The organism is Cereibacter changlensis JA139 (assembly GCF_003034985.1).
GTDB classification, from domain to species: Bacteria; Pseudomonadota; Alphaproteobacteria; order Rhodobacterales; family Rhodobacteraceae; genus Cereibacter; species Cereibacter changlensis.
Window position 1 is genome coordinate 15,224 of sequence record NZ_PZKG01000028.1, and the last position, 22,935, is coordinate 38,158.

25 protein-coding genes are annotated in these 22,935 nt (G+C 67.7%); 20 read left to right on the forward strand and 5 right to left on the reverse strand.

Features of this window, described 5'->3' with window-relative positions; genetic code table 11:
- Window positions 1-20 precede the first annotated feature (20 nt).
- Together ispH and C5F48_RS08540 are read right to left on the reverse strand one after the other, a co-directional pair.
- A complete protein-coding gene (gene ispH, locus C5F48_RS08535) occupies window positions 21-983 on the reverse strand; it encodes a 4-hydroxy-3-methylbut-2-enyl diphosphate reductase (RefSeq protein WP_107663485.1) in 963 nt (320 codons plus the stop codon).
- 174 nt (window positions 984-1,157) lie between these two features.
- A complete protein-coding gene (locus C5F48_RS08540; protein WP_107663486.1) occupies window positions 1,158-1,730 on the reverse strand; it encodes a LabA-like NYN domain-containing protein in 573 nt (190 codons plus the stop codon).
- A gap of 138 nt (window positions 1,731-1,868) precedes the next feature.
- Here C5F48_RS08540 and folK point away from each other — a divergent pair, with 138 nt between their 5' ends.
- From folK to C5F48_RS08600, 12 genes are all read left to right on the forward strand, one after another.
- On the forward strand, window positions 1,869-2,453 hold the full coding sequence (gene folK, locus C5F48_RS08545) for a 2-amino-4-hydroxy-6-hydroxymethyldihydropteridine diphosphokinase (protein WP_107663487.1): 585 nt from the start codon (window positions 1,869-1,871) through the stop codon (window positions 2,451-2,453).
- A 96-nt stretch (window positions 2,454-2,549) separates the two neighbouring features.
- Window positions 2,550-2,903: a DNA-directed RNA polymerase subunit omega gene (gene rpoZ / locus C5F48_RS08550; protein ID WP_107663488.1), complete on the forward strand. Its 354-nt coding sequence runs from the start codon at window positions 2,550-2,552 to the stop codon at window positions 2,901-2,903.
- 33 nt (window positions 2,904-2,936) lie between these two features.
- The gene (locus C5F48_RS08555) at window positions 2,937-5,054 is read left to right on the forward strand and encodes a RelA/SpoT family protein (protein WP_107663489.1); all 2,118 of its coding nucleotides are present in this window, start codon (window positions 2,937-2,939) and stop codon (window positions 5,052-5,054) included.
- Window positions 5,055-5,070: 16 nt separating this feature from the next.
- Window positions 5,071-5,757: a DUF2062 domain-containing protein gene (locus C5F48_RS08560; RefSeq protein ID WP_107663490.1), complete on the forward strand. Its 687-nt coding sequence runs from the start codon at window positions 5,071-5,073 to the stop codon at window positions 5,755-5,757.
- A 33-nt stretch (window positions 5,758-5,790) separates the two neighbouring features.
- Window positions 5,791-6,549: a pyridoxine 5'-phosphate synthase gene (locus C5F48_RS08565; RefSeq protein WP_107663491.1), complete on the forward strand. Its 759-nt coding sequence runs from the start codon at window positions 5,791-5,793 to the stop codon at window positions 6,547-6,549.
- Between the two features lie 46 nt (window positions 6,550-6,595).
- On the forward strand, window positions 6,596-7,024 hold the full coding sequence (gene acpS, locus C5F48_RS08570) for a holo-ACP synthase (RefSeq protein ID WP_107663492.1): 429 nt from the start codon (window positions 6,596-6,598) through the stop codon (window positions 7,022-7,024).
- A gap of 83 nt (window positions 7,025-7,107) precedes the next feature.
- The gene (gene lepB, locus C5F48_RS08575; RefSeq protein WP_107663493.1) at window positions 7,108-7,896 is read left to right on the forward strand and encodes a signal peptidase I; all 789 of its coding nucleotides are present in this window, start codon (window positions 7,108-7,110) and stop codon (window positions 7,894-7,896) included.
- On the forward strand, window positions 7,893-8,582 hold the full coding sequence (gene rnc, locus C5F48_RS08580) for a ribonuclease III (RefSeq protein ID WP_107663494.1): 690 nt from the start codon (window positions 7,893-7,895) through the stop codon (window positions 8,580-8,582). Before lepB ends, rnc begins: the two co-directional genes overlap by 4 nt.
- A gap of 55 nt (window positions 8,583-8,637) precedes the next feature.
- Window positions 8,638-9,552 (forward strand): GTPase Era, encoded by a 915-nt coding sequence (era, locus tag C5F48_RS08585; protein ID WP_245941249.1) that lies wholly within the window; start codon window positions 8,638-8,640, stop codon window positions 9,550-9,552.
- A gap of 6 nt (window positions 9,553-9,558) precedes the next feature.
- On the forward strand, window positions 9,559-9,891 hold the full coding sequence (locus C5F48_RS08590; protein WP_107663496.1) for a DUF1491 family protein: 333 nt from the start codon (window positions 9,559-9,561) through the stop codon (window positions 9,889-9,891).
- 37 nt (window positions 9,892-9,928) lie between these two features.
- Entirely contained in the window at window positions 9,929-10,645 is a 717-nt protein-coding gene (gene recO / locus C5F48_RS08595) for a DNA repair protein RecO (RefSeq protein ID WP_107663497.1), read from the forward strand.
- 69 nt (window positions 10,646-10,714) lie between these two features.
- Window positions 10,715-11,950 (forward strand): MFS transporter, encoded by a 1,236-nt coding sequence (locus C5F48_RS08600; RefSeq protein WP_107663498.1) that lies wholly within the window; start codon window positions 10,715-10,717, stop codon window positions 11,948-11,950.
- Here C5F48_RS08600 and C5F48_RS08605 read toward each other — a convergent pair.
- Window positions 11,947-13,611 carry an acyl-CoA dehydrogenase family protein gene (locus tag C5F48_RS08605; RefSeq protein WP_107663499.1) on the reverse strand — a complete coding sequence of 555 codons (1,665 nt, stop codon included), beginning with the start codon at window positions 13,609-13,611 and terminating at the stop codon, window positions 11,947-11,949. The genes C5F48_RS08600 and C5F48_RS08605 overlap by 4 nt on opposite strands.
- A 164-nt stretch (window positions 13,612-13,775) precedes the next feature.
- On the opposite strand from C5F48_RS08605, the gene C5F48_RS08610 reads away from it, so the two are divergent.
- Entirely contained in the window at window positions 13,776-14,543 is a 768-nt protein-coding gene (locus C5F48_RS08610) for a sulfite exporter TauE/SafE family protein (RefSeq protein WP_107663500.1), read from the forward strand.
- A gap of 52 nt (window positions 14,544-14,595) precedes the next feature.
- Here C5F48_RS08610 and C5F48_RS08615 read toward each other — a convergent pair whose 3' ends face one another.
- Entirely contained in the window at window positions 14,596-16,194 is a 1,599-nt protein-coding gene (locus C5F48_RS08615) for a phosphoenolpyruvate carboxykinase (RefSeq protein WP_107663501.1), read from the reverse strand.
- Window positions 16,195-16,532: 338 nt separating this feature from the next.
- On the opposite strand from C5F48_RS08615, the gene C5F48_RS08620 reads away from it, so the two are divergent.
- The 6 genes from C5F48_RS08620 to C5F48_RS08645 are packed head-to-tail and all read left to right on the forward strand — an operon-like array spanning window position 16,533 to window position 20,981.
- Entirely contained in the window at window positions 16,533-17,234 is a 702-nt protein-coding gene (locus tag C5F48_RS08620) for a response regulator transcription factor (protein WP_107663502.1), read from the forward strand.
- Window position 17,235: 1 nt separating this feature from the next.
- Window positions 17,236-18,963, forward strand: coding sequence for a sensor histidine kinase (locus tag C5F48_RS08625; protein WP_107663503.1), 1,728 nt, complete (start codon window positions 17,236-17,238; stop codon window positions 18,961-18,963).
- Window positions 18,960-19,388, forward strand: coding sequence for an HPr kinase/phosphorylase (locus C5F48_RS08630; protein WP_107663504.1), 429 nt, complete (start codon window positions 18,960-18,962; stop codon window positions 19,386-19,388). Before C5F48_RS08625 ends, C5F48_RS08630 begins: the two co-directional genes overlap by 4 nt.
- Window positions 19,389-19,405: 17 nt before the next feature.
- Complete coding sequence (gene rapZ / locus C5F48_RS08635) at window positions 19,406-20,305, forward strand: RNase adapter RapZ (protein ID WP_107663518.1); 900 nt, start codon at window positions 19,406-19,408, stop codon at window positions 20,303-20,305.
- 7 nt (window positions 20,306-20,312) lie between these two features.
- Complete coding sequence (locus tag C5F48_RS08640; protein WP_107663505.1) at window positions 20,313-20,711, forward strand: PTS sugar transporter subunit IIA; 399 nt, start codon at window positions 20,313-20,315, stop codon at window positions 20,709-20,711.
- Complete coding sequence (locus C5F48_RS08645; protein ID WP_107663506.1) at window positions 20,712-20,981, forward strand: HPr family phosphocarrier protein; 270 nt, start codon at window positions 20,712-20,714, stop codon at window positions 20,979-20,981.
- Between the two features lie 13 nt (window positions 20,982-20,994).
- On the opposite strand, the gene C5F48_RS08650 is transcribed toward C5F48_RS08645, so the two are convergent.
- Window positions 20,995-21,870, reverse strand: a complete 876-nt coding sequence (locus tag C5F48_RS08650; RefSeq protein WP_107663507.1) for a 3-hydroxybutyryl-CoA dehydrogenase — start codon at window positions 21,868-21,870, stop codon at window positions 20,995-20,997.
- A gap of 157 nt (window positions 21,871-22,027) precedes the next feature.
- Between C5F48_RS08650 and C5F48_RS25115 the strand changes: the two genes are divergently transcribed.
- The gene (locus C5F48_RS25115) at window positions 22,028-22,855 is read left to right on the forward strand and encodes a DUF6473 family protein (RefSeq protein WP_170139535.1); all 828 of its coding nucleotides are present in this window, start codon (window positions 22,028-22,030) and stop codon (window positions 22,853-22,855) included.
- The last annotated feature ends 80 nt before the right edge of the window (window positions 22,856-22,935 follow it).

The window sequence follows — 22,935 nt, forward strand, 5'->3', positions numbered from 1 at the left end:
TCTCCGAAGGGCCGCTCGGATCAGGCCGCGCCGGGCACCGGCTCGCGCAGGACGCGCGGCACCTTGAACTCGACGCGCTCCTTCACCGTCTCGACCAGCTCGACCGTGGTGTCGTAGCGGGCGCGGAAGGCCTCGAGCACCTCGTCCACCAGCACTTCCGGCGCCGAGGCGCCCGCCGCCACGCCGACCCGGGTCACGCCTTCCAGCGCGCGCCAGTCGATGTCGGTGGCGCGCTGCACCAGCTGGGCATAGCCGCAGCCCGCCGCGCGCCCGACCTCGACCAGCCGGCGCGAGTTCGACGAGTTCGGCGCGCCGATCACCAGAAGCGCGTCGATCTGGTCGGCGATGGCCTTCACCGCGCCCTGCCGGTTGGTGGTGGCATAGCAGATGTCTTCCTTGTGCGGCACGGCGATGGCCGGGAAGCGCGCCTGCAGCGCCGCGACGATGGCCGCCGTGTCATCGACCGACAGGGTGGTCTGGGTGATATAGGCCAGCCGCTCCGGATCGCGCACCTCAAGCCCCGCCACATCCTCCACCGTTTCCACCAGCAGCACCTCGCCCTCGGACAGCTGGCCCATGGTGCCGATGGTCTCGGGGTGGCCCCGGTGGCCGATCATCACCATCTGCAAACCGTTTTCATTGTGCCGCTCGGCTTCCAGATGCACCTTGCTGACCAGCGGGCAGGTGGCGTCGACATAGACCATCTCGCGCCGTTCGGCCTCGGCCGGCACCGCCTTGGGCACCCCATGCGCCGAGAAGATCACCGGGCGGTCCTGCGGCACCTCGTCGAGCTCCTCGACGAAGACGGCGCCCATCTCGCGCAGCCGGTCGACCACGAACTTGTTGTGCACGATCTCGTGCCGGACGTAGACCGGCGCGCCCCATTTCTGCAGCGCCAGCTCGACGATCTTGATCGCGCGGTCGACGCCGGCGCAGAAGCCGCGCGGCGCGGCGAGATAGAGGGTGAGGGCGGCTTTGGTCATCAGGAGGCTCATCGGTGAGGATGTCCCACAGGTAGGCGCTGACGGCGCGCAGGTCCAGTCCCCCATGATGCCGCATCGGGGGGCGTGGCGGAAGCAGAGGGGCCAGCGCGGTTTCCCCAAACCGGCTGGCCCCAGATCTGCAGGTTGGGGGCGGGCGGCGACGCCGCCCGGCTGTCACTTCGCCTCGGCGGCGATCTCCTCGCGCTCGACGCGCGGCTCGCGCGGCGGGCGGCCGATGACGTCGCGCAGCTCGTCCAGTTCGATGAAGTTGTCGGCCTGGCGGCGCAGTTCGTCGGCGATCATCGGCGGCTGGCTGCGGATGGTCGAGACCACCGAGACGCGCACGCCCTGTCGCTGCAGGCTTTCCACCAACGGACGGAAATCGCCGTCGCCGGAGAACAGCACGATGTGGTCGACCCGGGGCGCAAGCTCCATGGCGTCGACCGTCAGCTCGATGTCCATGTTGCCCTTGACCTTGCGGCGGCCCTGGCTGTCCGTGTATTCCTTGGCGGGCTTCGTCACCATGGTGAAGCCGTTGTAGTGCAGCCAGTCGACCAGCGGGCGGATCGGGGAATAGTCATCGTTCTCGAGCAGAGCCGTGTAGTAGAAGGCACGCAGCAGTTTCCCGCGCCGCATGAATTCCTGCCGCAACAGCTTGTAGTCGATGTCGAACCCAAGCGCCTTCGCCGCCGCGTAAAGATTGGATCCGTCGATGAACAGCGCGAGCCGTTCGTCCTTGTAAAACATTACAGTTGTCCCCTTGAAATCTTTGCCCCGTCAATCTGCCTGCTGCGCGCGCAATACGTTCTATAGGAAAATCGACAAGTACTGGGATATCAGTCAAAATAGTGCGCCGACAAGCGGGGCCATGAGAAAGATATAGCATTGCCTGACCCATCTGGAAAGCACGCTCTGGTTGCATTCGGGGCCAATGTCGCCCACGGCGACCAACCGCCTACGGCCACGATCCGGGCCGCTTTCGCCAATATTTGCGAAAGATTCCATGCGGTTGGCCAGCTGAGCCGGCTTCACGCCAGCCCCTGTTTCCCTGTCGGGGCGGGCCCGGATTACGTGAATGCCGCAGGGCTCATCATATTTGATGTTCAGGTTGACGCAGCGGAAATCCTGAGCGTTTTTCATGGGATCGAGGCCGCCCACGGGAGGCGAAGACTGTCGCGCTGGGGCGCGCGCACCCTCGACATCGATCTTCTGGCCCTGGGCGATTCGATCCTGCCCGACCGCGAAACCCAAGCCCATTGGCGCTGCCTGCCGCCGGAGCGTCAGGCGCAGGAGGCCCCCGACAGGCTGATCCTGCCGCATCCGCGGATGCAGGACCGTGCCTTCGTTCTCGTTCCGCTTCAAGAGGTAGCACCCGACTGGCGCCACCCGATCCTCGGTCTGACCGTCAGCGAAATGCTCGCCGCGCTGCCCGCCGCCGACCGCGATGCGGTGCGGCCGCTGCCGGGCTGAGCGGCCGTCAAGGCCAAGGATTCCGGGCTTGTCAAGCGTTCTGGCAAGGCATACATAGGGCCGTTCCATGCCCCCTGTCCGAAACTGGAGTATCCCATGGCCCGCGTGACGGTTGAAGATTGCGTTGACAAAGTCCCGAACCGCTTCGAGCTGGTGATGCTCGCCGCTCATCGGGCGCGCGAGATCGCCGCCGGCTCGCCGGTGACGGTGGACCGCGACAACGACAAGAACCCCGTGGTGTCGCTGCGCGAGATCGCCGACGAGACCCAGAGCGCGGAATCCCTGCGCGAGCGGATGATCGAAAGCCACCAGACCCAGATCGAGGTGGACGAGCCGGAAGAAGACCAGATGGCGCTGCTCATGGGCGGCGAGGTCGATCGTCCGATGCAGGACGACATGTCGGAAGAGAAACTGCTGCGCGCCCTTATGGAAGCGCAGGGTCAGAACTGACCCGCAGCGACTGAAGAGAAAGCGACGAGGGCAATGATCGACGTCGAAGACCTGATCGCCCTCGTCCGCAATTACAATCCGCGCACCAACGCCGATCTGATCCGCCGGGCCTATGCCTATGGGCGGCAGATGCACGAGGGCCAGTTCCGCCACTCGGGCGAGCCCTATTTCACCCATCCCGTCGCCGTCGCCGCCATCCTCACCGAACAGCGGCTGGACGATGCGACCATCGTGACCGCGCTGCTGCACGACACGATCGAGGATACCAAATCCACCTATACCGAGGTCTCGCGCCTCTTCGGCCCCGAGATCGCCGAGCTGGTAGATGGCGTCACCAAGCTGACCAATCTCGAGCTGTCCTCCGCCCAGTCCAAGCAGGCCGAGAACTTCCGCAAGCTGTTCATGGCGATGTCGAAGGACCTGCGGGTCATCCTCGTGAAGCTCGCCGACCGTTTGCACAACATGCGCACCATCAAGTCGATGCGCCCGGAGAAGCAGGCGCAGAAGGCGCGCGAGACGATGGAGATCTTCGCCCCGCTCGCCGGGCGCATGGGCATGCAATGGATGCGCGAGGAGCTGGAAGACCTCGGCTTCCGCGTGCTGAACCCCGAGGCGCGCAACTCGATCATCCGCCGCTTCATCACGCTGCAGCGCGAGACCGGCGACGTGGTGCACAAGATCACCGCCGACATCCGGCTGGAGCTGGAAAAGGCGCAGATCGAGGCCGATGTCTATGGCCGCGCCAAGAAACCCTATTCGATCTGGCGCAAGATGCAGGAGAAGGATCTCGCCTTCTCGCGCCTCTCCGACATCTACGGCTTCCGGGTGATCTGCGCCTCCGAGCAGGATTGCTACCGCATCCTCGGCGTCATCCACCAGCGCTGGCGCGCCGTGCCGGGCCGGTTCAAGGATTACATCAGCCAGCCGAAATCCAACGGCTACCGCTCGATCCACACCACGGTCTCGGGCCGCGACGGCAAGCGGGTCGAGGTGCAGGTGCGCACCCGCCAGATGCATGAGGTCGCCGAGGCTGGGGTGGCCGCGCATTGGTCCTACCGCGAGGGCGTGCGCGCGCTGAACCCTTTCGCCGTCGATCCGGCGAAATGGATCGCCGGCCTGACCGAGCGGCTGGACGAGGACGACCACGACGAGTTCATGGAGAACGTGAAGCTCGAGATGTACACCGATCAGGTGTTCTGCTTCACGCCGAAGGGCGATGTGGTGCAGCTGCCGCGTGGGGCGACGCCGCTCGACTACGCCTATGCGATCCACACCCGCATCGGCAACTCCTGCGTCTCGGCCAAGATCGACGGCATCCGCGTGCCGCTCTGGACCCGGCTGAAGAACGGCCAGTCGGTCGAGATCATCACTGCCGAGGGCCAGCGCCCGCAATCCTCCTGGATCGACATCGTGACGACCGGCCGCGCCAAGGCAGCGATCCGCCGCAGCTTGCGCGAGGAGGACCGCGGCCGCTTCGTCAAGCTGGGGCAGGAGCTGGCCCGCGCCGCCTTCGACCATGTCGGGCGCAAGGCCACCGACAAGGCGTTGCGCACCGCGGCCAAGATGCTCGGCCTCTCCGACGAGACCGAGCTTCTGGCGCAGATCGGCAGCGCCGAGCTGACTGCGCGCCGCGTGGTCGAGACGCTCTACCCCGAGCTCGCGCGCTCCACCGCGCCCGAGGTCGATGGCCAGCGCCCCGTCGTCGGCCTGTCGCAGGATCAGCAGTTCCGCCGCGCGCCCTGCTGCCAGCCGGTGCCGGGCGAGCGCATCGTCGGCATCACCTATCGCGGGCAGGGCGTGGTGATCCACGCCATCGATTGTCCCGCGCTGGAAGAATTCGAGGAACAACCTGGCCGCTGGGTGGATTTACACTGGCACGCCGGTCGCCACGCCGCCGTGCACACGGTCACGCTGGAGCTGACGATCTCGAATGACGCTGGTGTATTGGGGCGGATCTGCACCTTGATCGGCGAACAGAAGGCCAATATCTCCGACCTGCGCTTCACGGACCGGAAGCCGGATTATTACAGACTGCTGGTAGACGTGGACCTGCGCGATGTCGAACACCTGCACATGGTGATGACGGCGCTGGAAGCGGAGACCGACGTGGCGCAGATCTCGCGCCACCGGGATCTGAGCAGGAAGCCCTGACCGGGCAAGGAGGATCTTGGTGTTCAAACGACGCGAGAAGCGGACCTATACGCAACTCCTGACGGAATCGGTCTATCCGCGCGGCGGCTGGCGGCGGGCGGCGTATTACGTGCAGCATCGGCTGCAGCGCCTGCCGGACGAGCCGCACCGCATCGCCCGCGGCGTCTTCGCCGGCGTGTTCATCTCCTTCACCCCGCTGTTCGGTTTCCACTTCCTCGGCGCGGCGCTGATCGCCTGGATCCTGCGCGGCAACATCCTGGCCGCCCTGCTGGCGACCTTCGTCGGCAACCCCCTGACCACGCCGATCATCGCCGTCTCCTCGATCGAGCTCGGGCACTGGATCCTCGGCACCACGGCGCATTTCAACCTGATGACGGTGTTCGAATCCTTCACCAGCGCCGGGCGGGAGATCACCCACAACCTGCTGGCGATCTTCACCTCCGAGCCGACCCGCTGGCACAAGCTGGGGGCCTTCTTCCAGACCATCTTCCTGCCCTATCTGGTGGGGGGCATCCTGCCCGGCATCCTCGTCAGCTTCGTGTTCTACTATCTCACCATCCCGGTGATCCGCGCCTATCAGCTGCTGCGCGCCAAGCAGGCGGGCGAGCGCAAGCGGCGGCGGTTGCACGCAAAGCACGGTGGCCCCGCAGAAATGCGGACTGCGCTGCTGCCGCAGGATGACGGGGCCGGCGGAAAGCCCTAACATGGGGCGACAAGCGGGAAGGGGCGTCAGGCCATGAAACCACTCGGACGGCTGCGGCTCGGGGTGAACATCGATCACGTCGCCACGGTGCGCAACGCCCGCGGCTCGGCCTGGCCCGACCCGCTGCGCGCGGCGCTGGTGGCCGAGGCGGCGGGGGCCGACGGCATCACCGCCCATCTGCGCGAAGACCGCCGCCACATCCGCGACGACGACATCGCCTCGCTGATGGCCGGGATCAACGTGCCGCTGAACTTCGAGATGGCCGCCACGACCGAGATGCAGACCATCGCCCTGCGCCACCGGCCGCATGCGGTCTGCCTCGTGCCGGAAAAGCGCGAGGAGCGCACCACCGAAGGCGGGCTCGACGTGGCCGGCGATATCCCGCGGCTGACCGACTACATCGACGCGCTGCGCGAGGCCGGTTGCCGGGTGTCGATGTTCATCGGCCATGACGTGCGCCAGATCGAGGCCTCGGCCGAGATCAAGGCGGCGGTGGTCGAGCTGCACACCGGCCATTACTGCGACCTCATCGCCGAGAACCGCCGCGCCGAGGCCGCCATCGAGCTGGAGGCGCTGCGCGAGGGCGCGGCGCTGGCGCATTCGCTGGGGCTCGAGGTGCATGCCGGCCATGGCATCAGCTACGACACCGTGGCCGAGATCGCCGGCTTCCCGCAGGTGATGGAGCTGAACATCGGCCATTTCCTGATCGGCGAGGCGATCTTCCGTGGCCTGGGCAGCGCCATCGAGGGCATGCGCCGCCGCATGGACGCGGCGCGCGCCGCGCTGGCATGACGGACGCCGTGCTGCGGATCGCCTTTCCAGATCGACCGCCCGCCCGATGATCCTCGGGATCGGCACGGATCTGTGCAACATCGAGCGGATCGAGCGGACGCTGGCCCGCCATGGCGACCGCTTCCGCGACCGGGTCTTCACCCCGCGCGAACAGGCCCGCGCCGAGGGCCGCGCCCATGTCGCCGCCACCTATGCCAAGCGCTGGGCCGCCAAGGAGGCCTGCTCCAAGGCGCTCGGCACCGGGCTGCGGATGGGCATCGCCTGGAAGGACATGGCGGTCAGCAACCTGATGACCGGCCAGCCCGTCATGCAGCTGACCGGCTGGGCCGCCGACCGGCTGCGCAGCATGACGCCCGAGGGGCACGAGGCCATCGTCCATGTCACCCTGACCGACGACCACCCCTGGGCCCAGGCCTTCGTGGTGATCGAGGCGCGGCCGCTGGCGGGCGGCGCGGCGGGCGACCAGTCAACTTGACTCCCCGGCGTCCCGCGCGCATGTAGCGCGAAACTCGGAAATGGTCGGGCGACAAGCCCCGCACCCAGAGAAGGCAGGACCGAATGGCGAGCAAGGCAAAGACCGACGGCGGCATCCTCGAGACGATCAAGACCATCGTCTACGCGCTGCTCATCGCGGGCATCTTCCGCACCTTGTTCTTCCAGCCGTTCTGGATTCCCTCGGGTTCGATGAAGGATACGCTGCTGATCGGCGACTTCCTCTTCGTCAACAAGATGGCCTATGGCTATTCGCAATTCTCCTGCCCCTTCTCGTTCTGCCCGGTCTCGGGCCGCATCCTTGGGTCGGAACCGGAGCGCGGCGACGTGGTGGTGTTCCGCCACCCGGTGAACGGGTCGGACTTCATCAAGCGGCTGATCGGCCTGCCGGGCGACACCGTGCAGATGAAGAACGGCGTGCTGTTCCTGAACGGCGCCGAGGTGCCGCAGGTCGCGGACGGCGTCTTCGAGGAGACCTACGAGCAGCAGGGCCCGATGGGCAACCTGCCGCGCTGCGAGAACGGTCCGGTCGGCGAGGGCGGAACCTGCACCAAGTCGCGTTTCACCGAGACCCTGCCGAACGGCGTCAGCCATGACATCCTGAACATCGACACCAACGGCTTCGGCGACAACACCGATGTCTTCACCGTGCCGGCCGGGCATTACTTCTTCATGGGCGACAACCGCGACAACAGCCAGGACAGCCGCTATGGTCAGGCTGTCGGCGGCGTCGGCTTCGTGCCCTTCGATCACCTTATCGGCCGCGCCGACCGGATCATGTTCTCCTCCGCGGGCCGCTCCATGCTCTATTTCTGGACCTGGCGGTCCGATCGTTTCTTCAAGGCGGTCGATTGAAGCTATCCTCCGATCTCCGGGCCTTCGAAGGCCGCATCGGGCATGAGTTCCGCGAGTCCGAGCTCCTGCTGCGCGCCGTGACCCATGCCTCGATCTCCTCGCCGACCCGGCCCGACAACCAGCGGCTGGAGTTTCTCGGCGACCGGGTGCTGGGTCTCGTCATGTCCGAGGCGCTGCTGCAGGCCGACCCGAAGGCGAGCGAGGGCCAACTGGCGCCGCGCTTCAACGCCTTGGTGCGCAAGGAAACCTGCGCCGATGTCGCGCGCGAGCTGGGGCTCGGCGATGTGCTGAAGCTCGGCCGGTCCGAGATGATGTCCGGCGGCCGCCGCAAGGAGGCGCTGCTCGGCGACGCGCTGGAGGCGGTGATCGCGGCGGTCTATCTCGACGGCGGCTTCGAGGCGGCGCGCAACATGGTGCTGCGGCTCTGGGGCAAGCGGATCCACGCGGTGGAGACCGACGCCCGCGACGCCAAGACGGCATTGCAGGAATGGGCGCAGGCCCGTGGCCTGCCGCCGCCGACCTACAGCGAGAAAAGCCGTTCCGGCCCGGATCATGCGCCGGTCTTCACCGTCGAGGTCCGGCTCGGCAATGGCGCGGCGGAGAACGCCGCCGCCAATACCAAGCGGGCCGCGGAGCAGACCGCGGCAAGGGCGCTTCTGGCGCGGATGGAGGCGACAGATGACTGATGAACCGCAAGACACCGGCCCGCAGGACAACGAAGACACAGGCGCCATCGGCGGCGTGCCGGGCGAGACCCGCGCCGGCTTCGTCGCCCTGATCGGCGAGCCGAATGCCGGCAAGTCCACCCTGCTCAACCGCATGGTCGGCGCCAAGGTCTCGATCGTCACCCACAAGGTCCAGACCACCCGCGCCCGCATCCGCGGCGTGGCGATGGAGGGCGCCACGCAGATCGTCTTCGTCGACACCCCCGGCCTGTTCCGCCCGCGCCGCCGTCTCGACCGGGCGATGGTCGCCGCCGCCTGGGGCGGGGCCGCCGATGCCGACATCATCGTGCTCTTGATCGAGGCGCATCGCGGCCTGACCGAAGGCACGAAGGCGATCATCGAGTCGATGCGCGACCGCATCCCGCGCGGGCAGGCGGTGGCTCTGGCGATCAACAAGATCGACCGGGTGAAGGCCGAGACCCTGCTTGCCCTCACCGAAGAGATGAACAACGCCTTCCCCTTCGTCGAGACCTTCATGATTTCGGCCGAAAAGGGCTACGGCGTCGACAAGCTGAAGCAGTGGCTGGCCGGCGAACTGCCCGCCGGCCCCTGGTTCTACCCGGAGGACCAGATCGCCGACGTGCCGATGCGCAACATCGCCGCCGAGATCACCCGCGAGAAGCTGACCCTGCGCCTGCACGAGGAGCTGCCCTACCAGCTCACCGTCGAGACCGAGAAATGGGAGGACCGTCCCGACGGCTCCACCCGGATCGACCAGATCGTCTATGTCGCCCGCGACGGCCACAAGGGCATCGTGCTCGGCAACAAGGGCGAGAAGATCAAGGCCATCGGCCAGCAGGCCCGCATCGACATGACCGAGTTCCTCGAGCGCCCGGTACACCTGTTCCTGCAGGTGAAGGTCCGCCCGAACTGGCTGGAAGAACCCGAGCGCTATTCCGAGATGGGGCTGGACTTCAAGGATGGCAACTGAGGCTTCATGGCGCGGCTGACCGCCGACTTCTGGGTCCGGGCCTATCTGGCCCGGCTGCGGCTGGCCGACATCCCGGCCTTCATCACTGCCAAGGGTGACGCCACCTCGGGCGCGGTGCTGGTCAAGCTCGCCACGCTCGACGGCAAGGCGAAGGCCTTCCACCGCAGCTTCGATCTGATGACCGGCGAACGGGCCTGGATCGTGCTGGCCGAGGGCGAGGAGGCGACGGTGGATGCCTCCATCGCCAAGCAGCGCGGCTTCGACCGCGACCTCTGGGTGATCGAGATCGAGGATCGGCAGGGCCGCACCCTGCTCGACGAGCCCGGCCTCTCCGACTGAACTTGTCGCCTCGCGCATTTCGCCCGATAGTCCGGCGATGGAATGGCGGGACGAGGGCGCGCTGCTCTCCATGCGCAGGCATGGCGAGAGCTCGGCGATCATCGAGGTGTTCACGGCGGCGCATGGGCGTCATGCCGGGGTGGTGCGCGGCGGGGCCTCGCGCCGCTCGGCCCCCATCCTGCAACCCGGCGCCCAACTTGCGGTGAACTGGCGCGCCCGGCTCGACGACCATATCGGCGCCTATACGGTCGAACCCCTGCGCTCGCGCGCCGGGCTCATGGCCGACCGGCTGGCGCTGGCCGGGCTCAACGCGATCTGCGCCATGATCCGCGTCGCCCTGCCCGAACGCGAGCCGCATCTGCATCTCTGGCACATGACCATGGCGCTGCTCGATGCATTGGAGGCCCCCGGCTGGCCGCCGCACTACCTGCGCTGGGAGATGCTGCTGCTGGACGAGATCGGCTTCGGCCTCGATCTCTCCACCTGCGCCGTCACCGGCAGCCGCGAGGATCTGGCCTATGTCAGCCCCAAGACCGGCCGCGCCATCAGCGCCGAGGCGGCGGGCGACTGGGCGCCGCGCCTCTTCCCGCTGCCGCCCGTGCTTCTGGGGCAGGGGCCCGCCACCCAGACTGAGCTGGCCCAAGGTCTGGCGATCACCGGCCATTTCCTGACGCGCGAGCTCGCCCATGCCCGCAACGACCGCGGCCTGCCCGAGGCGCGGGCCCGGCTTCTCGACCTGCTCTCCCGCCCCTGACCATCCGCGACCCGGAATGTCGCGCACAAGCCAGACGCAGGGCGCCCGGAGGGGGCCAATGGGCGGGCCATGGCGACGCGCAATATCCCCATCTTCCTGAAACACACGCCGACCCCGCGTGTCGAATCCTTCGCCCTTCTGGCCGGGCTCGAGGCCGCAGTGCGCGGCATCCTGATCTCGGTCATGCCGCTGACCATCTATGACGCCGTGCTCGACGCCGGCGTGGTGTCGCGGATCTACTTCCTCGTCGGCATCGCTTCGCTGCTCTGGGGCCTGCTGGTCCCCTGGGCCACCCGCCATGTGCCGCGCCGCTGGCTCTACACGCTCGGCACCGGGCTCTATCTCGTCGGCATGACGCTGGCGGTCATCGGCGGGCCAATCACCGTGCCGCTGGCGCTTCTGGCCAATGCGCTGGCGACGGTGACGATCTTCGTCTGCTTCAACGCCTATGTGCTCGACTACATCGCCCGCGCCGATCTCGGGCGCTGCCAGTCGATGCAGATGCTCTACGCGGCCGCGCCTTGGGCGCTCGGCCCGATGCTGGGCGTCTGGCTGCGCAGCCTCTGGCAGCCCGCGCCCTTCCTGATCGCCGCGGTCTTCTCGGTGGCGCTCTGCATCGCCTTCTGGATCCTGCGGCTCGGCAACGGCAAGCAGATCACCCGCGCCAAGGGCCCGGCGCTGAACCCGCTGGCCTATCTCGGCCGCTTCTTCAGCCAGCCGCGGCTGATCGCCGGATGGCTCTTCGCGGTGATCCGCTCCTGCGGCTGGTGGGTCTATGTGGTCTACCTGCCGATCTACTGCATCGAATCCGGCCTCGGCGACAAGGTCGGCGGCGTCGCGCTGTCGCTCTCCAACGCGCTCCTCTTCACCACGCCGTTCCTGCTGCGCTTCGTCTACCGCCGCACCGTCCGCATCGCCGTGCGCTCCGCCTTCGCGCTTTGCGCCATGGCCTTCATCGGCGCGACGCTGGCTTCCGGCCTGCCGTGGATCACCGTGCTGCTGCTGATGGTCGGCTCCACCAGCCTCGTCCTGCTCGACGTTGCGGGGGGCCTGCCCTTCATGATGGCGGTGAAACCCTCGGAGCGGACGGAGATGGCCGCCGTCTACTCCAGCTTCCGCGATGTCTCGGGCATCCTCACCCCCGGTGCGGCCTATCTGGTGCTGCTGGCGGCGCCCCTCGCCGGGGTCTTCGCCGCCTGCGGTCTCGGCATGGCGGCGGCATGGGTCATGGCGGGCCGGCTGCACCCCCGCCTCGGCACCGCCCGCCCCTCGCGCGGCGGGCAGCCGCTGCCGAAGGCCGCCTAGTCCAGCAGCCGCCGCGCGATCACCTGCGCCTGGATCTCCGCCGCCCCCTCGAAGATGTTCAGGATCCGCGCATCGCAGAGGATGCGGCTGATCTGATACTCCAGCGCAAAGCCGTTGCCGCCGTGGATCTGCAGGGCATTGTCCGCCGAGGCCCAAGCCACCCGCGCCCCCAGCAGTTTCGCCATCCCCGCCTCCAGATCGCAGCGCTGGCCGTGGTCCTTCTCCCAGGCCGAGAAATAGGTCAGCTGCCGCGCCACCATGATCTCCACCGCCATCATCGCCAGTTTCCCGGCGACGCGCGGAAACTCGATCAGCGCCTTGCCGAACTGCTTGCGGTCCTCGGCATAGCCCATCCCCACCTCCAGCGCGTTCTGCGCCACGCCGATGGCGCGGGCGGCGGTCTGGATGCGCGCGCTCTCGAAGGTCTGCATCAGCTGCTTGAAGCCTTGCCCCGGCACCCCGCCCAAGAGGTTCTCGCCCTTCACCTTGAAGCCGTCAAAGCCGATCTCGTATTCCTTCATCCCGCGATAGCCGAGCACCTCGATCTCGCCGCCGCTCATGCCGGGGGTGGGGAAGGGCGCCTCGTCGGTGCCCGGCGTCTTCTCGGCCAGGAACATCGACAGGCCGCGGTAATCCGCGGTCTCCGGCTCGGTCCGCGCCAGCAGCGTCATCACATGGGTGCGGGCGGCATGGGTGATCCATGTCTTGTTGCCGCTCACCACCCAGTCCTCGCCTTCCTTCACCGCCCGCGTCCGCAGCGACCCCAGATCGGACCCGGTGTTGGGTTCGGTGAAGACCGCCGTCGGCAGGATCTCGGCCGAGGCGAGCTTCGGCAGCCAATAGGCCTTCTGTTCCTCGGTGCCGCCACACAGGATCAGCTCCGCCGCGATCTCGCTGCGCGTGCCCAAGGATCCCACGCCGATATAGCCGCGCGACAGCTCCTCCGAGACCACCACCATCGAGGCCTTAGACAGCCCGAAGCCGCCGAATTCCTCCGGGATCGTCAGGCCGAACACCCCCATTTCCGCCAGCGCCTCGATGATCTCCATCGGGATCAGCTCGTCGCGCAGGTGCCAGCCATGGGCGAAGGGCGCCACCTTCTCGTCGGCGAAGCGGCGGAACTGGTCGCGGATCATCTCCAGCTCCTCGTCCAGCCCCGAGGCGCCGAAGGTCGCCCGCCCGTGGTTGTCGCGCATCAGCTCCACCAGCCGCATCCGCGCCGCCGCCGTGTTGCCCGCCATCAGCGCCGCCACCGCCGCACCGGGAGCCTCCGCCTCGATCCCCAGATCCGACAGCCGCGCCATCTCGCCCTGCGACATCGGGATGCCGCCGCGGATCTGGCAGAGGTATTCGCCATAGCCGATCTGCAGGATCAGCGCCTCCATCTCGCCGAAGCGACCCTCGCCCTCCAGCTTCACCGCCCAGGCCCGCATCTGCCGCAGCGCCTCGGTATAGGTGGCGAGCCAGGCCAGCGCATGCGCCGCATGCTGGTGCTGTTCCAGCGCCGCGCCCGACACCTTGCCGCCCCGCGTCACCTCGGCCCGCAGCGCCTCGCGCGCGCCCCCGAACAGCGCCTCCACCTCGGGCAGGGCCTCGGCCGTCAGCGGCAGGAGCCCGGCGATAAGCGGGGCGGCGGGGCGGATCGTGGCGTCCTTCGGCATGGCGAGACTCCTTTGCTGCGACTGCGAAGGAGGTAGCCTCTCTGCAGTCATCGCGCAACAAAAATTCAACGCATGGATAACGGGCGCATGAAAATGTCTCGTCCGATTCGACCGTGCAGCCGTCGGATCAAAGCGCTAAGACGGCCCGGCAGCGGAGGATTTCCATGGACATGCTGATGGCGGGGCTCACCCCCGCAGCCTTCTGGGCCGCGATGGCGGTCACGCTCTTTTCCGGTTTCGTGAAGGGGGCCATCGGTTTCGCCATGCCGATGATCATGATCTCGGCCTTCTCCTCCTTCCTGCCGCCGGAGGTGGCGCTGGCCGGGATGATCCTGCCGACCCTGCTGACCAATTTCAGCCAGGCCTTCCGCCAGGGCTGGGGCCCGGCGTTCGAGTCGATGCGGAAATACTGGCGCTTCCTCGCCGGGACCATCGTCTTCATCCTCGTCTCGGCGCAATTCGTGCGCGACATCCCGCAGATCGTCTTCCTCCTGATGCTCGGCCTGCCGATCACCGCCTTCGCCGCGCTGCAACTGGCGGGCCGCAGCCTTGCCCTGCGGCTGGAGCATCGCCGCCGCGCCGAGACCGTGCTGGGCATCATCGGCGGCCTCTATGGCGGAGTGTCGGGCATCTGGGGCCCGCCGCTGCTGGTCTACCTGCTGTCGGTCGGGGCCGAGAAGCGCGAGGCGATCCGGGTGCAGGGCGTGGTCTTCCTGATCGGCGCGGCGACGCTGACCTTCGCACACTTGAACTCGGGCGTGCTGAACGCCGCCACCGTGCCCTTCTCGCTGGCCCTCGCCGTCCCCGCCTTCCTCGGCATGGTGGTCGGTTTCGCGGTGCAGGACAGGCTGGACCAGACCCGCTTCCGCCGCTGGACCCAGATCCTGCTGGTGCTCACCGGGCTGAACCTGATCCGGCAGGCGCTGTCCTGAATGAAAAAGGGCGCCCGCGGGCGCCCTTTCCGTTCCGACTGTCGCTCCGGCCTCAGCCGATGGCCGCCGCTTTCACATCCGCGTCGATATAGGGCACATATTGCGCAAAGTTGTCGGCGAACATCGCCACCAGCTTCGCCGCCTGCGCGTCATAGGCCGCCGGATCGGCCCAGGTGGAGCGCGGGTCGAGCAGCTTGCTGTCGACGTCATGCACCATGACCGGCACGTCGAAGCCGAAGTTCGGATCGCGGCGGAACTGCCCCGCGGCCAGCGAACCGTCCAGCGCCGCCGTCAAGAGCGCCCGGGTCGCCTTGATCGGCATCCGCTTGCCCGTGCCATAGGCGCCGCCGGTCCAGCCGGTGTTCACCAGCCAGCAGACGGCGCCATGCTTGGCGATCTTGGCCTGCAACAGCTTGCCATAGACCTCCGGCCGGCGCGGCATGAAGGGCGCGCCGAAGCAGGTCGAGAAGGTCGGCTGCGGCTCGGTCACGCCGCGCTCGGTCCCGGCCACTTTCGAGGTGAAACCCGACAGGAAGTGGTACATCGCCTGCGCCGGGGTCAGCCGCGCGATCGGCGGCAGCACCCCGAAGGCGTCGCAGGTCAGCATGATGATGTTCTTCGGATGCCCCCCCAGCCCCGACTCCGAAGCGTTGGAGATGTAGTCCAGCGGATAGGCGCAACGGGTGTTGGCCGTCAGGCTGTCATCCTCGAAGTCCAGCTCCAGCGTTTCCTCGTCATAGACCATGTTCTCGACCACGGTGCCGAAGCGCGAGGTGGTGGCATAGATCTCCGGCTCGGCCTCGGGGCTGAGGTTGATGGTCTTGGCGTAGCAGCCGCCCTCGAAGTTGAAGGTGCCGCGCTCCGACCAGCCATGCTCGTCATCGCCGATCAGCGTGCGGGTCGGGTCGGCCGAGAGCGTGGTCTTGCCGGTGCCGGACAGGCCGAAGAACACCGCGGTGTCGACCGGGTTGCCGATGGCGTGGTTGGCCGAGCAATGCATCGCCATCACGCCCTTGCCGGGCAGGATGTAGTTCAACAGAGTGAACACCGACTTCTTGTTCTCGCCGGCATATTCGGTGTTGCCGATCAGGATCGTCTTCTTGTCGAAGTTCAGCGCGATCACCGTGTCGCTGCGGCAGCCATGGCGCGCGGGGTCGGCCTTGAAGCTGGGGCAGTTGATGATCGTCCATTCCGGCACGAAGCCGTCGAGCTCGGCGCGCTCGGGGCGGCGCAGCATGTGGCGGATGAACAGGCCGTGCCAGGCCAGTTCCGTCACCAGCCGCACGTCGAGCCGCAGCGTCGGGTCGGCGCCGGCGTAGAGGTCCTGCACGAAATAGTCGCGGCCCTTCATATGCGCCAGCATGTCGGCATGCAGCGCGTCGAAGGCCTCGGGCGTCATCGGGGCGTTGTTCTCCCACCAGATCGAATCCTCGACCGCCGGGCTGCGCACCACGAACTTGTCCTTGGGCGAGCGCCCGGTGAACTGGCCGGTCGAGCAGAGAAATGCCCCGCCCTTGCCGAGACGGCCTTCGCCGCGCTTCACGGCGGCTTCGACGAGCGCCGGTTCGATCAGGTTGTAATGAACGTCGCCAAGTCCTGTGATGCCTTGTGCATCCAGCGTTTGCGCTGGGTTCACGCGTCCGAAATTCATACTGCAAGCTCCCCGAGGCCGTGTGTAGCGGCGGTTTCCGGTTCGAAGGCGGTATCCCGGGCCAAGAGGATACCCGTCGGCGCCCGGATCGGAGGCCGACGCAAAAGCTATAACATGAGCTTTCCTTGTCGCAACAGGCGCAGGATGCGTCGTTAGCGCAACCAGCGACAGGTTAGCGCAACCTCGGCGCGCGACCGCCCGATGCACGGCGGATTTTAACCCCTGCGCGATCACCCTGCGGTCGTGGCGGGGCGCGATTCGCACTTGAGGGTTGATTCCCCCCGAAGGAACCCGGATCATGAGCGGAAAGTCGCATAAACAGAACAGGAACATGCCCGATGGCCCGGATCGCCCTTGTCGATGACGATCGGAATATCCTGACGTCCGTCGCCATGACGCTGGAGGCCGAGGGTTTCGAGGTGGAGACCTACACCGACGGCCAGTCGGCGCTCGACGCCTTCCTCAAGCGCATGCCCGACATGGCGGTGCTCGACATCAAGATGCCGCGCATGGACGGCATGGACCTGTTGCAGCGCCTGCGGCAGAAGACCTCGATCCCGGTGATCTTCCTCACCTCCAAGGATGACGAGATCGACGAGGTGCTGGGCCTGCGCATGGGGGCTGACGACTATGTGAAGAAGCCCTTCTCGCAGCGCCTGCTGGTCGAACGCATCCGCGCCCTGCTGCGCCGGCAGGAGGCCATCGCCACCGGCGAGGTCGCCGTGTCGGAAGAGACCCGGATCATGGAGCGGGGCAACCTGCGCATGGACCCGCTGCGCCACTCGGTCGCCTGGAAGGGGCAGGATGTGTCGCTGACCGTCACCGAATTCCTGCTGCTGCAGGCGCTGGCCCAGCGGCCCGGCTTCGTGAAAAGCCGCGACCAGCTGATGGACGTGGCCTATGACGATCAGGTCTATGTCGACGACCGGACCATCGACAGCCACATCAAGCGGCTGCGCAAGAAGATGCGCGGGGCGGACCCGGAGTTTTCCGCCATCGAGACGCTCTACGGCATCGGCTACCGCTACAACGAGGAATGAGATGACGGCCCCGCCGCGCGCCCCGGGCAAGGGCAAGGAAGCGCGGCCGCCGCCGCCGCCGCGCCCCGGCGACCTGCTCCTGGGCGAGGATTGGCTGTCGCCCGACCAGCTGGCCGATCCGGCGCTGCACCAGACCCGGGTGCGGCGCGGTCTGGTGTCGCTGAACCGCTCGCCGCTGGCGCGCAAGATCATCATCTTCAACCTGCTGGCGCTGGTGGTGCTGGTCTCCGGCGTGCTCTTCGTCAACCCGTTCCGCGAGAATCTGGTGCTGCAGCGCGAGCGGGCGCTGGTCGGCCAGTCGCGGCTGATCGCCAATGTCTTCGAGGCGCGGATGCCCGCCGCCGGCGAGGCCGCGCTGGGGGCTGAGGACGGCATCGACGTGCAGCAGACGCTGGCCGGCATCGTGCTGGACCCGGGGGTCGAGCTCTTCATCTTCGACGCCGAGGGCGCGCTCCTGGCCTCGGGCCGCGACGACAGCGGGCGGGTCGACGACCTGTCGCCGCGCTCCACCCTGATCACCGATTTCCTCAATCTGGTCTGGGACGGCGCCTCGCGGCTCTTCTCCGGCGGCGCGGCCGGCCCGCCGGAGATCGCGGCGGTCGATCTGGCGCGGCAGGCCTTCCCGCAGGCCCGCGACGGCGCGCTCTCGGCCAATATCGGCCGCGACGGCAACGGCGGCGCGCTGTTCACCGTGGCGACGCCGATCCGCCGCGGTGACGCGGTGGCCGGGGTGGTGGCCCTGACCTCGGCGGCGGGCGAGATCGACCGGCTGGTGCGCTACGAGCGCGAGCAGATCCTGCAGATGTTCGTCGTGGCGCTGCTCGTCTCCATCGGCCTCAGCCTCGTCCTCGCTTCCACCATCGCCAACCCGCTCTCCGACCTCGCCGCCGCCGCCGAGCTCGGCCGCGACCGCGACGCCCGCCGCATGGCCCCCGGAAGGGTCCGCATCCCCGACCTCACCGCCCGGCCCGACGAGATCGGCCGGCTGTCGGTGGCGATGCGCGGCATGGTCGCCGCGCTCTACGAGCGGATCGAGGCCAACGAACAATTCGCCGCCGACGTGGCGCATGAGATCAAGAACCCGCTGGCCTCGCTGCGCTCCGCCGTCGGCACCATGCGGGTGGCGAAACGCGACGACCAGCGCGAGAAGCTCTTGGAGGTCATCGAGCATGACGTGCGTAGGCTGGACCGGCTGGTCAGCGACATCTCCAACGCCTCCCGGCTCGACAGCGAGCTGGTGAAGGAGGAGGAGGAGGAATTCGACCTGCTGCACACACTCGGCGGGCTCGGCTCCTATTTCGCCGAGCAGGCGCGGGCCAAGGGTGTCGACTTCATCTCGGACCTGCCGGGCGAACCGATCGAGATCCGCGGGCTGGAGGCGCGGCTGGCGCAGGTCTTCGTCAACCTCATCACCAACGCCCTGTCCTTCTGCGAGGAGGGCGACGCGGTGCGAGTCTGGGCCCGGCGCCGCGCCAACCGGGTGCTGGTGGTGGTGGAGGACACCGGCCCGGGCATCCCCGATCAGGCGTTGACCAAGGTGTTCAAGCGCTTCTACTCCGAACGCCCCGAGGGCCAGTTCGGCAACCACTCCGGCCTCGGCCTCGCCATCTCGAAGCAGATCGTCGAGGCGCATGGCGGGGTGATCTGGGCCGAGAACATCCGCCCGACCCATGCCGACATCACGTCCGACCCGCTGGGCGCCCGCTTCGTCATCGGTCTGCCGGTGTGAGCGGCGCGGCCGAGACCCTGCTGCACGCCAGCTGCGTCGCCGTGGCGGGGCAGGGTCTGCTGATCCTCGGCGCCTCCGGCAGCGGCAAGTCGGCGCTCGCCCTGCAACTGATGGCGCTGGGCGCGCAGCTGGTCGCCGACGACCGCACCCTCTTGCGGCGCGAGGGCGAGGCGCTGCTCGCCACCTGCCCCCCCGCCCTCGCCGGGCTGATCGAGGCGCGCGGCATCGGCATCCTGAGCGCCGCCGCCGTACCGGAGGCCCGCGTGACGCTGGCCGTCGACCTCGACCGGCGCGAGACGGAGCGATTGCCACAGTCCCGTAACATTACGGTGCTCGGCCTGCCGCTTGACCTTGTGCTCGGGCAGGAAGGCGGCCATTTTCCCTCTGCGCTCCTGCTCCGTCTGACCTCGGGCAGGGTTGCCTGACGGGTAGTGACATGGCCATGGTGGAACAGCTGCAGGAACACCGGCTCGTGCTGGTCACCGGCCCCTCGGGCGCCGGACGCTCCACCGCGATCCACGCGCTGGAGGACATGGGCTTCGAGGTGATCGACAACCTGCCCCTCTCGCTGGTGCCCCGCCTGACCGAGGGCCCGCCGCTGGGCCGCCCCATCGCGCTGGGCCTCGACGTGCGCAACCGCGACTTCAACGCCACCGCCCTGATCGAGCTGATCGACAGCCTGACCCAGGATCCCGGCGTCTCGCTCGAGGTGCTCTACATCGACTGCGCGCCGGGCGTGCTGGTCCGCCGCTACTCCGAAACCCGCCGCCGGCACCCGCTGGCCCCGGCCGAGACCCCCTCCGAGGGCATCGAGCGCGAGATCGACCTGCTGGCCCCGATCCGGGTGCGGGCCGACCACCTGATCGACACCAGCGAGATGTCGCCGCACGACCTGAAGGCCGAGCTCGGCCGCTGGTTCGACGGCGGCGCCGTCGCCCGGCTGGCGGTCTCGGTGCAATCCTTCTCCTACAAGCGGGGCGTGCCGCGCGGGGTCGACATGATTTTCGACTGCCGCTTCCTGCGCAACCCCTACTGGGTCGAGATGCTGCGCGCGCTCGACGGCCGCGATCCGGCGGTGGCCGAGCATATCCGCGCCGACCCGCGCTTCCTGCCCTTCTTCGAGAAACTCACCGATCTGGTGCTCTTCCTGCTGCCGGCGCAGCTGGAAGAGGGCAAGGCGCATCTCTCGATCGGCTTCGGCTGCACCGGAGGGCAACACAGATCCGTGGCAATCGCTGAAATGCTGGGCAATGTGCTTGCGCAGGCCGGTTGGCCGGTGTCAAAACGACATAGGGAACTGGAACGCAGGGCGGCAACGATGCTCCCCACGGGAACAGGGTGAACTGGGCGTGATCGGTATCGTCATCGTTGCTCATGGCGGTCTGGCGCGGGAATATCTTTCCGCCGTCGAGCATGTGGTCGGCAAGCAGGAGGCGATGGCGGCCATCGCCATCGAGGACGACCACGACCGCACCGCCAAGCAGGCCGAGATCAGCGCGGCGGCCACCCGGGTGGACCGCGGCGCGGGCGTCGTAGTGGTCACCGACATGTTCGGCGGCTCGCCCTCCAACCTGTCGCTGCCCGCCTGCGCCGGGCGCGACCGCCGCATCATCTACGGCGCAAACCTTCCCATGCTGATAAAACTCGCCAAGTCGCGCGAACTCGCCGTCCCCGAGGCTGTCGCTCTGGCGCTCGACGCCGGACGCAAGTACATCAACAGTCTGGATCTTGGCGGCGGGGCGGACTGAATGACATCACGGATCTTGCGTATCGTGAACGAGAAGGGGCTGCATGCCCGCGCTTCGGCGAAATTCGTCGAGATCGTCGAAGCCCACGATGCGCAGGCCGAGGTGCTGAAGGACGGCATGTGCGTCTCCGGCGACTCGATCATGGGGCTTTTGATGCTCGCCGCCTCCCGCGGCACCGAGATCGAGGTGCGCACCAGCGGCAGCGACGCCGACAAGCTGGCGGCGGCGCTGGAACTGCTGGTCTCCGAGAAATTCGGCGAGGATTTCTGACCGGACGCGCCGGTCAGCGCGTCGGCACCGGCACTTCGCCGCGATAGTCGTAGAAGCCGCGCTGGGTCTTGCGGCCCAGCCAACCGGCCTCGACATATTTCGTCAGCAGCGGGCAGGGCCGGTACTTGGTATCGGCCAGCCCCTCGTGCAGCACGTTCATGATCGCCAGACAGGTGTCCAGCCCGATGAAATCCGCGAGCTCCAAAGGCCCCATCGGGTGGTTGGCCCCCAGCTTCAGCGACTCGTCGATCGACTTCACCGACCCCACGCCTTCATACAGCGTGTAGACCGCCTCGTTGATCATCGGCATCAGGATGCGGTTGACGATGAAGGCCGGGAAATCCTCGGCGCTGGCCGCCGTCTTGCCCAGCTTGCCGACCACCGCCAAGAGCGCGTCATAGGTCGGCCCATCGGTGGCGATGCCGCGGATCAGCTCCACCAGCTGCATCACCGGCACCGGATTCATGAAGTGGAACCCCATGAACTTCTCGGGTCGGTCGGTGCGCGAGGCCAGCCGGGTGATCGAGATCGACGAGGTGTTCGAGGTCAGGATGGTATGCGGCTGCAGATGCGGCACCAGATCCTCGAAGATCGCCTGTTTCACCGTCTCGCGTTCGGTCGCGGCCTCGATCACCAGATCGGTCTGCCCCAGATCGGCCAGCTTCAGCGTGGTGGCGATCCGCGCCATGGCCGCCGCCTTGTCCTCCGCCGTCACCTTGCCGCGCGACACCTGCCGCTCGATGTTGCGGTCGATCAGCGCGACGGCCTTCTGCAGCCCCTCGGCGCTGATGTCGTTCAGCAGCACGTCATAGCCCGCCAGCGCGAAGACATGGGCGATGCCGCTGCCCATCTGACCTGCCCCGACGATGCCGACCTTCTGGATGTCCATGCGCTGCCTCCTGTTCTGTCGTGGCGAACAATGGCCCCGCCGCGCCGAAGGTGCAAGCCGCGGGAATGGCTAAAACTTGCCGCCATTTGTCAGCTTAGCCGAATGGCAAGGGCTTGGCGGCACTCTGTCGGGCGGGTGAACTGGGTTGGTGGCTCTCATGGCTTTCGAATATCCGGGCGCCGGCGCCCTGGATTATTTTCCGTGCCGGTATGGCAAGTCCAAGCTGCTGTTCCGCGGCCCGCGCCGCGACCTCGACGGGCGGTTCTGCGCCGTGCTCGGCGGGACAGAGACCTACGGCAAGTTCCTGCCCCGGCCCTATCCGGCGCTGGTCGAGGCCGGGATCGGCCTGCGCATGGTGAACCTCGGCTGCGTCAGCGCCGGGGTCGATGTCTACCTGCAGGACCAGGCGCTGCTCGATCTGGCGGGGCAGGCGCATGTGGTGCTGGTGCAGGTGCTGGGGGCGGCGAACCTGACGAATCCGTTCTACGCCGTGCATCCCCGCCGCAACGACCGCTTCCTGCGCGCCGCGCCGGAGCTTTGCACCCTGTTCCGCGAGGTGGATTTCGCCGATTTCCACTTCACCCGGCACATGCTGCAGACCCTGCAAACGGTCTCGCCGGAAAAGTTCGAGGTGCTGGCCCGGGCGCTGCGCGCCACATGGATCACCCGGATGCGGCTGCTGTTGGCCCGGATCGGCGGGCGCAGCCTGCTGGTCTGGATCGCCGACCAGCCGCCGCCGCCCGCCGGCAGCCCGGTGCTGCTGACCCGCTCCCCAGTGCTGGTCGATGCCGACATGCTGGCCGAGGTGCAGCCTTTCGCCACGGCCTATGTCGAATGCGTCAGCAGCCCCGAAGCCCGCGCCGCGGGCCGCGCCGGCATGGTCTACGCCCCGCTGGACGAGCTTGCCGCCACCGAACTACCCGGCCCCGCCGTCCATGCCGAGATCGCGGCGCGGCTGATGCCGGCGCTGCAGGCGATGCTGTGAATGCAGAACGGGCGCCGCAGGGGGCGCCCGTTCCGGTGGTCCAAAGGCTTGCCAAAAGGTTAAGAACTTTCGGAAGGCGT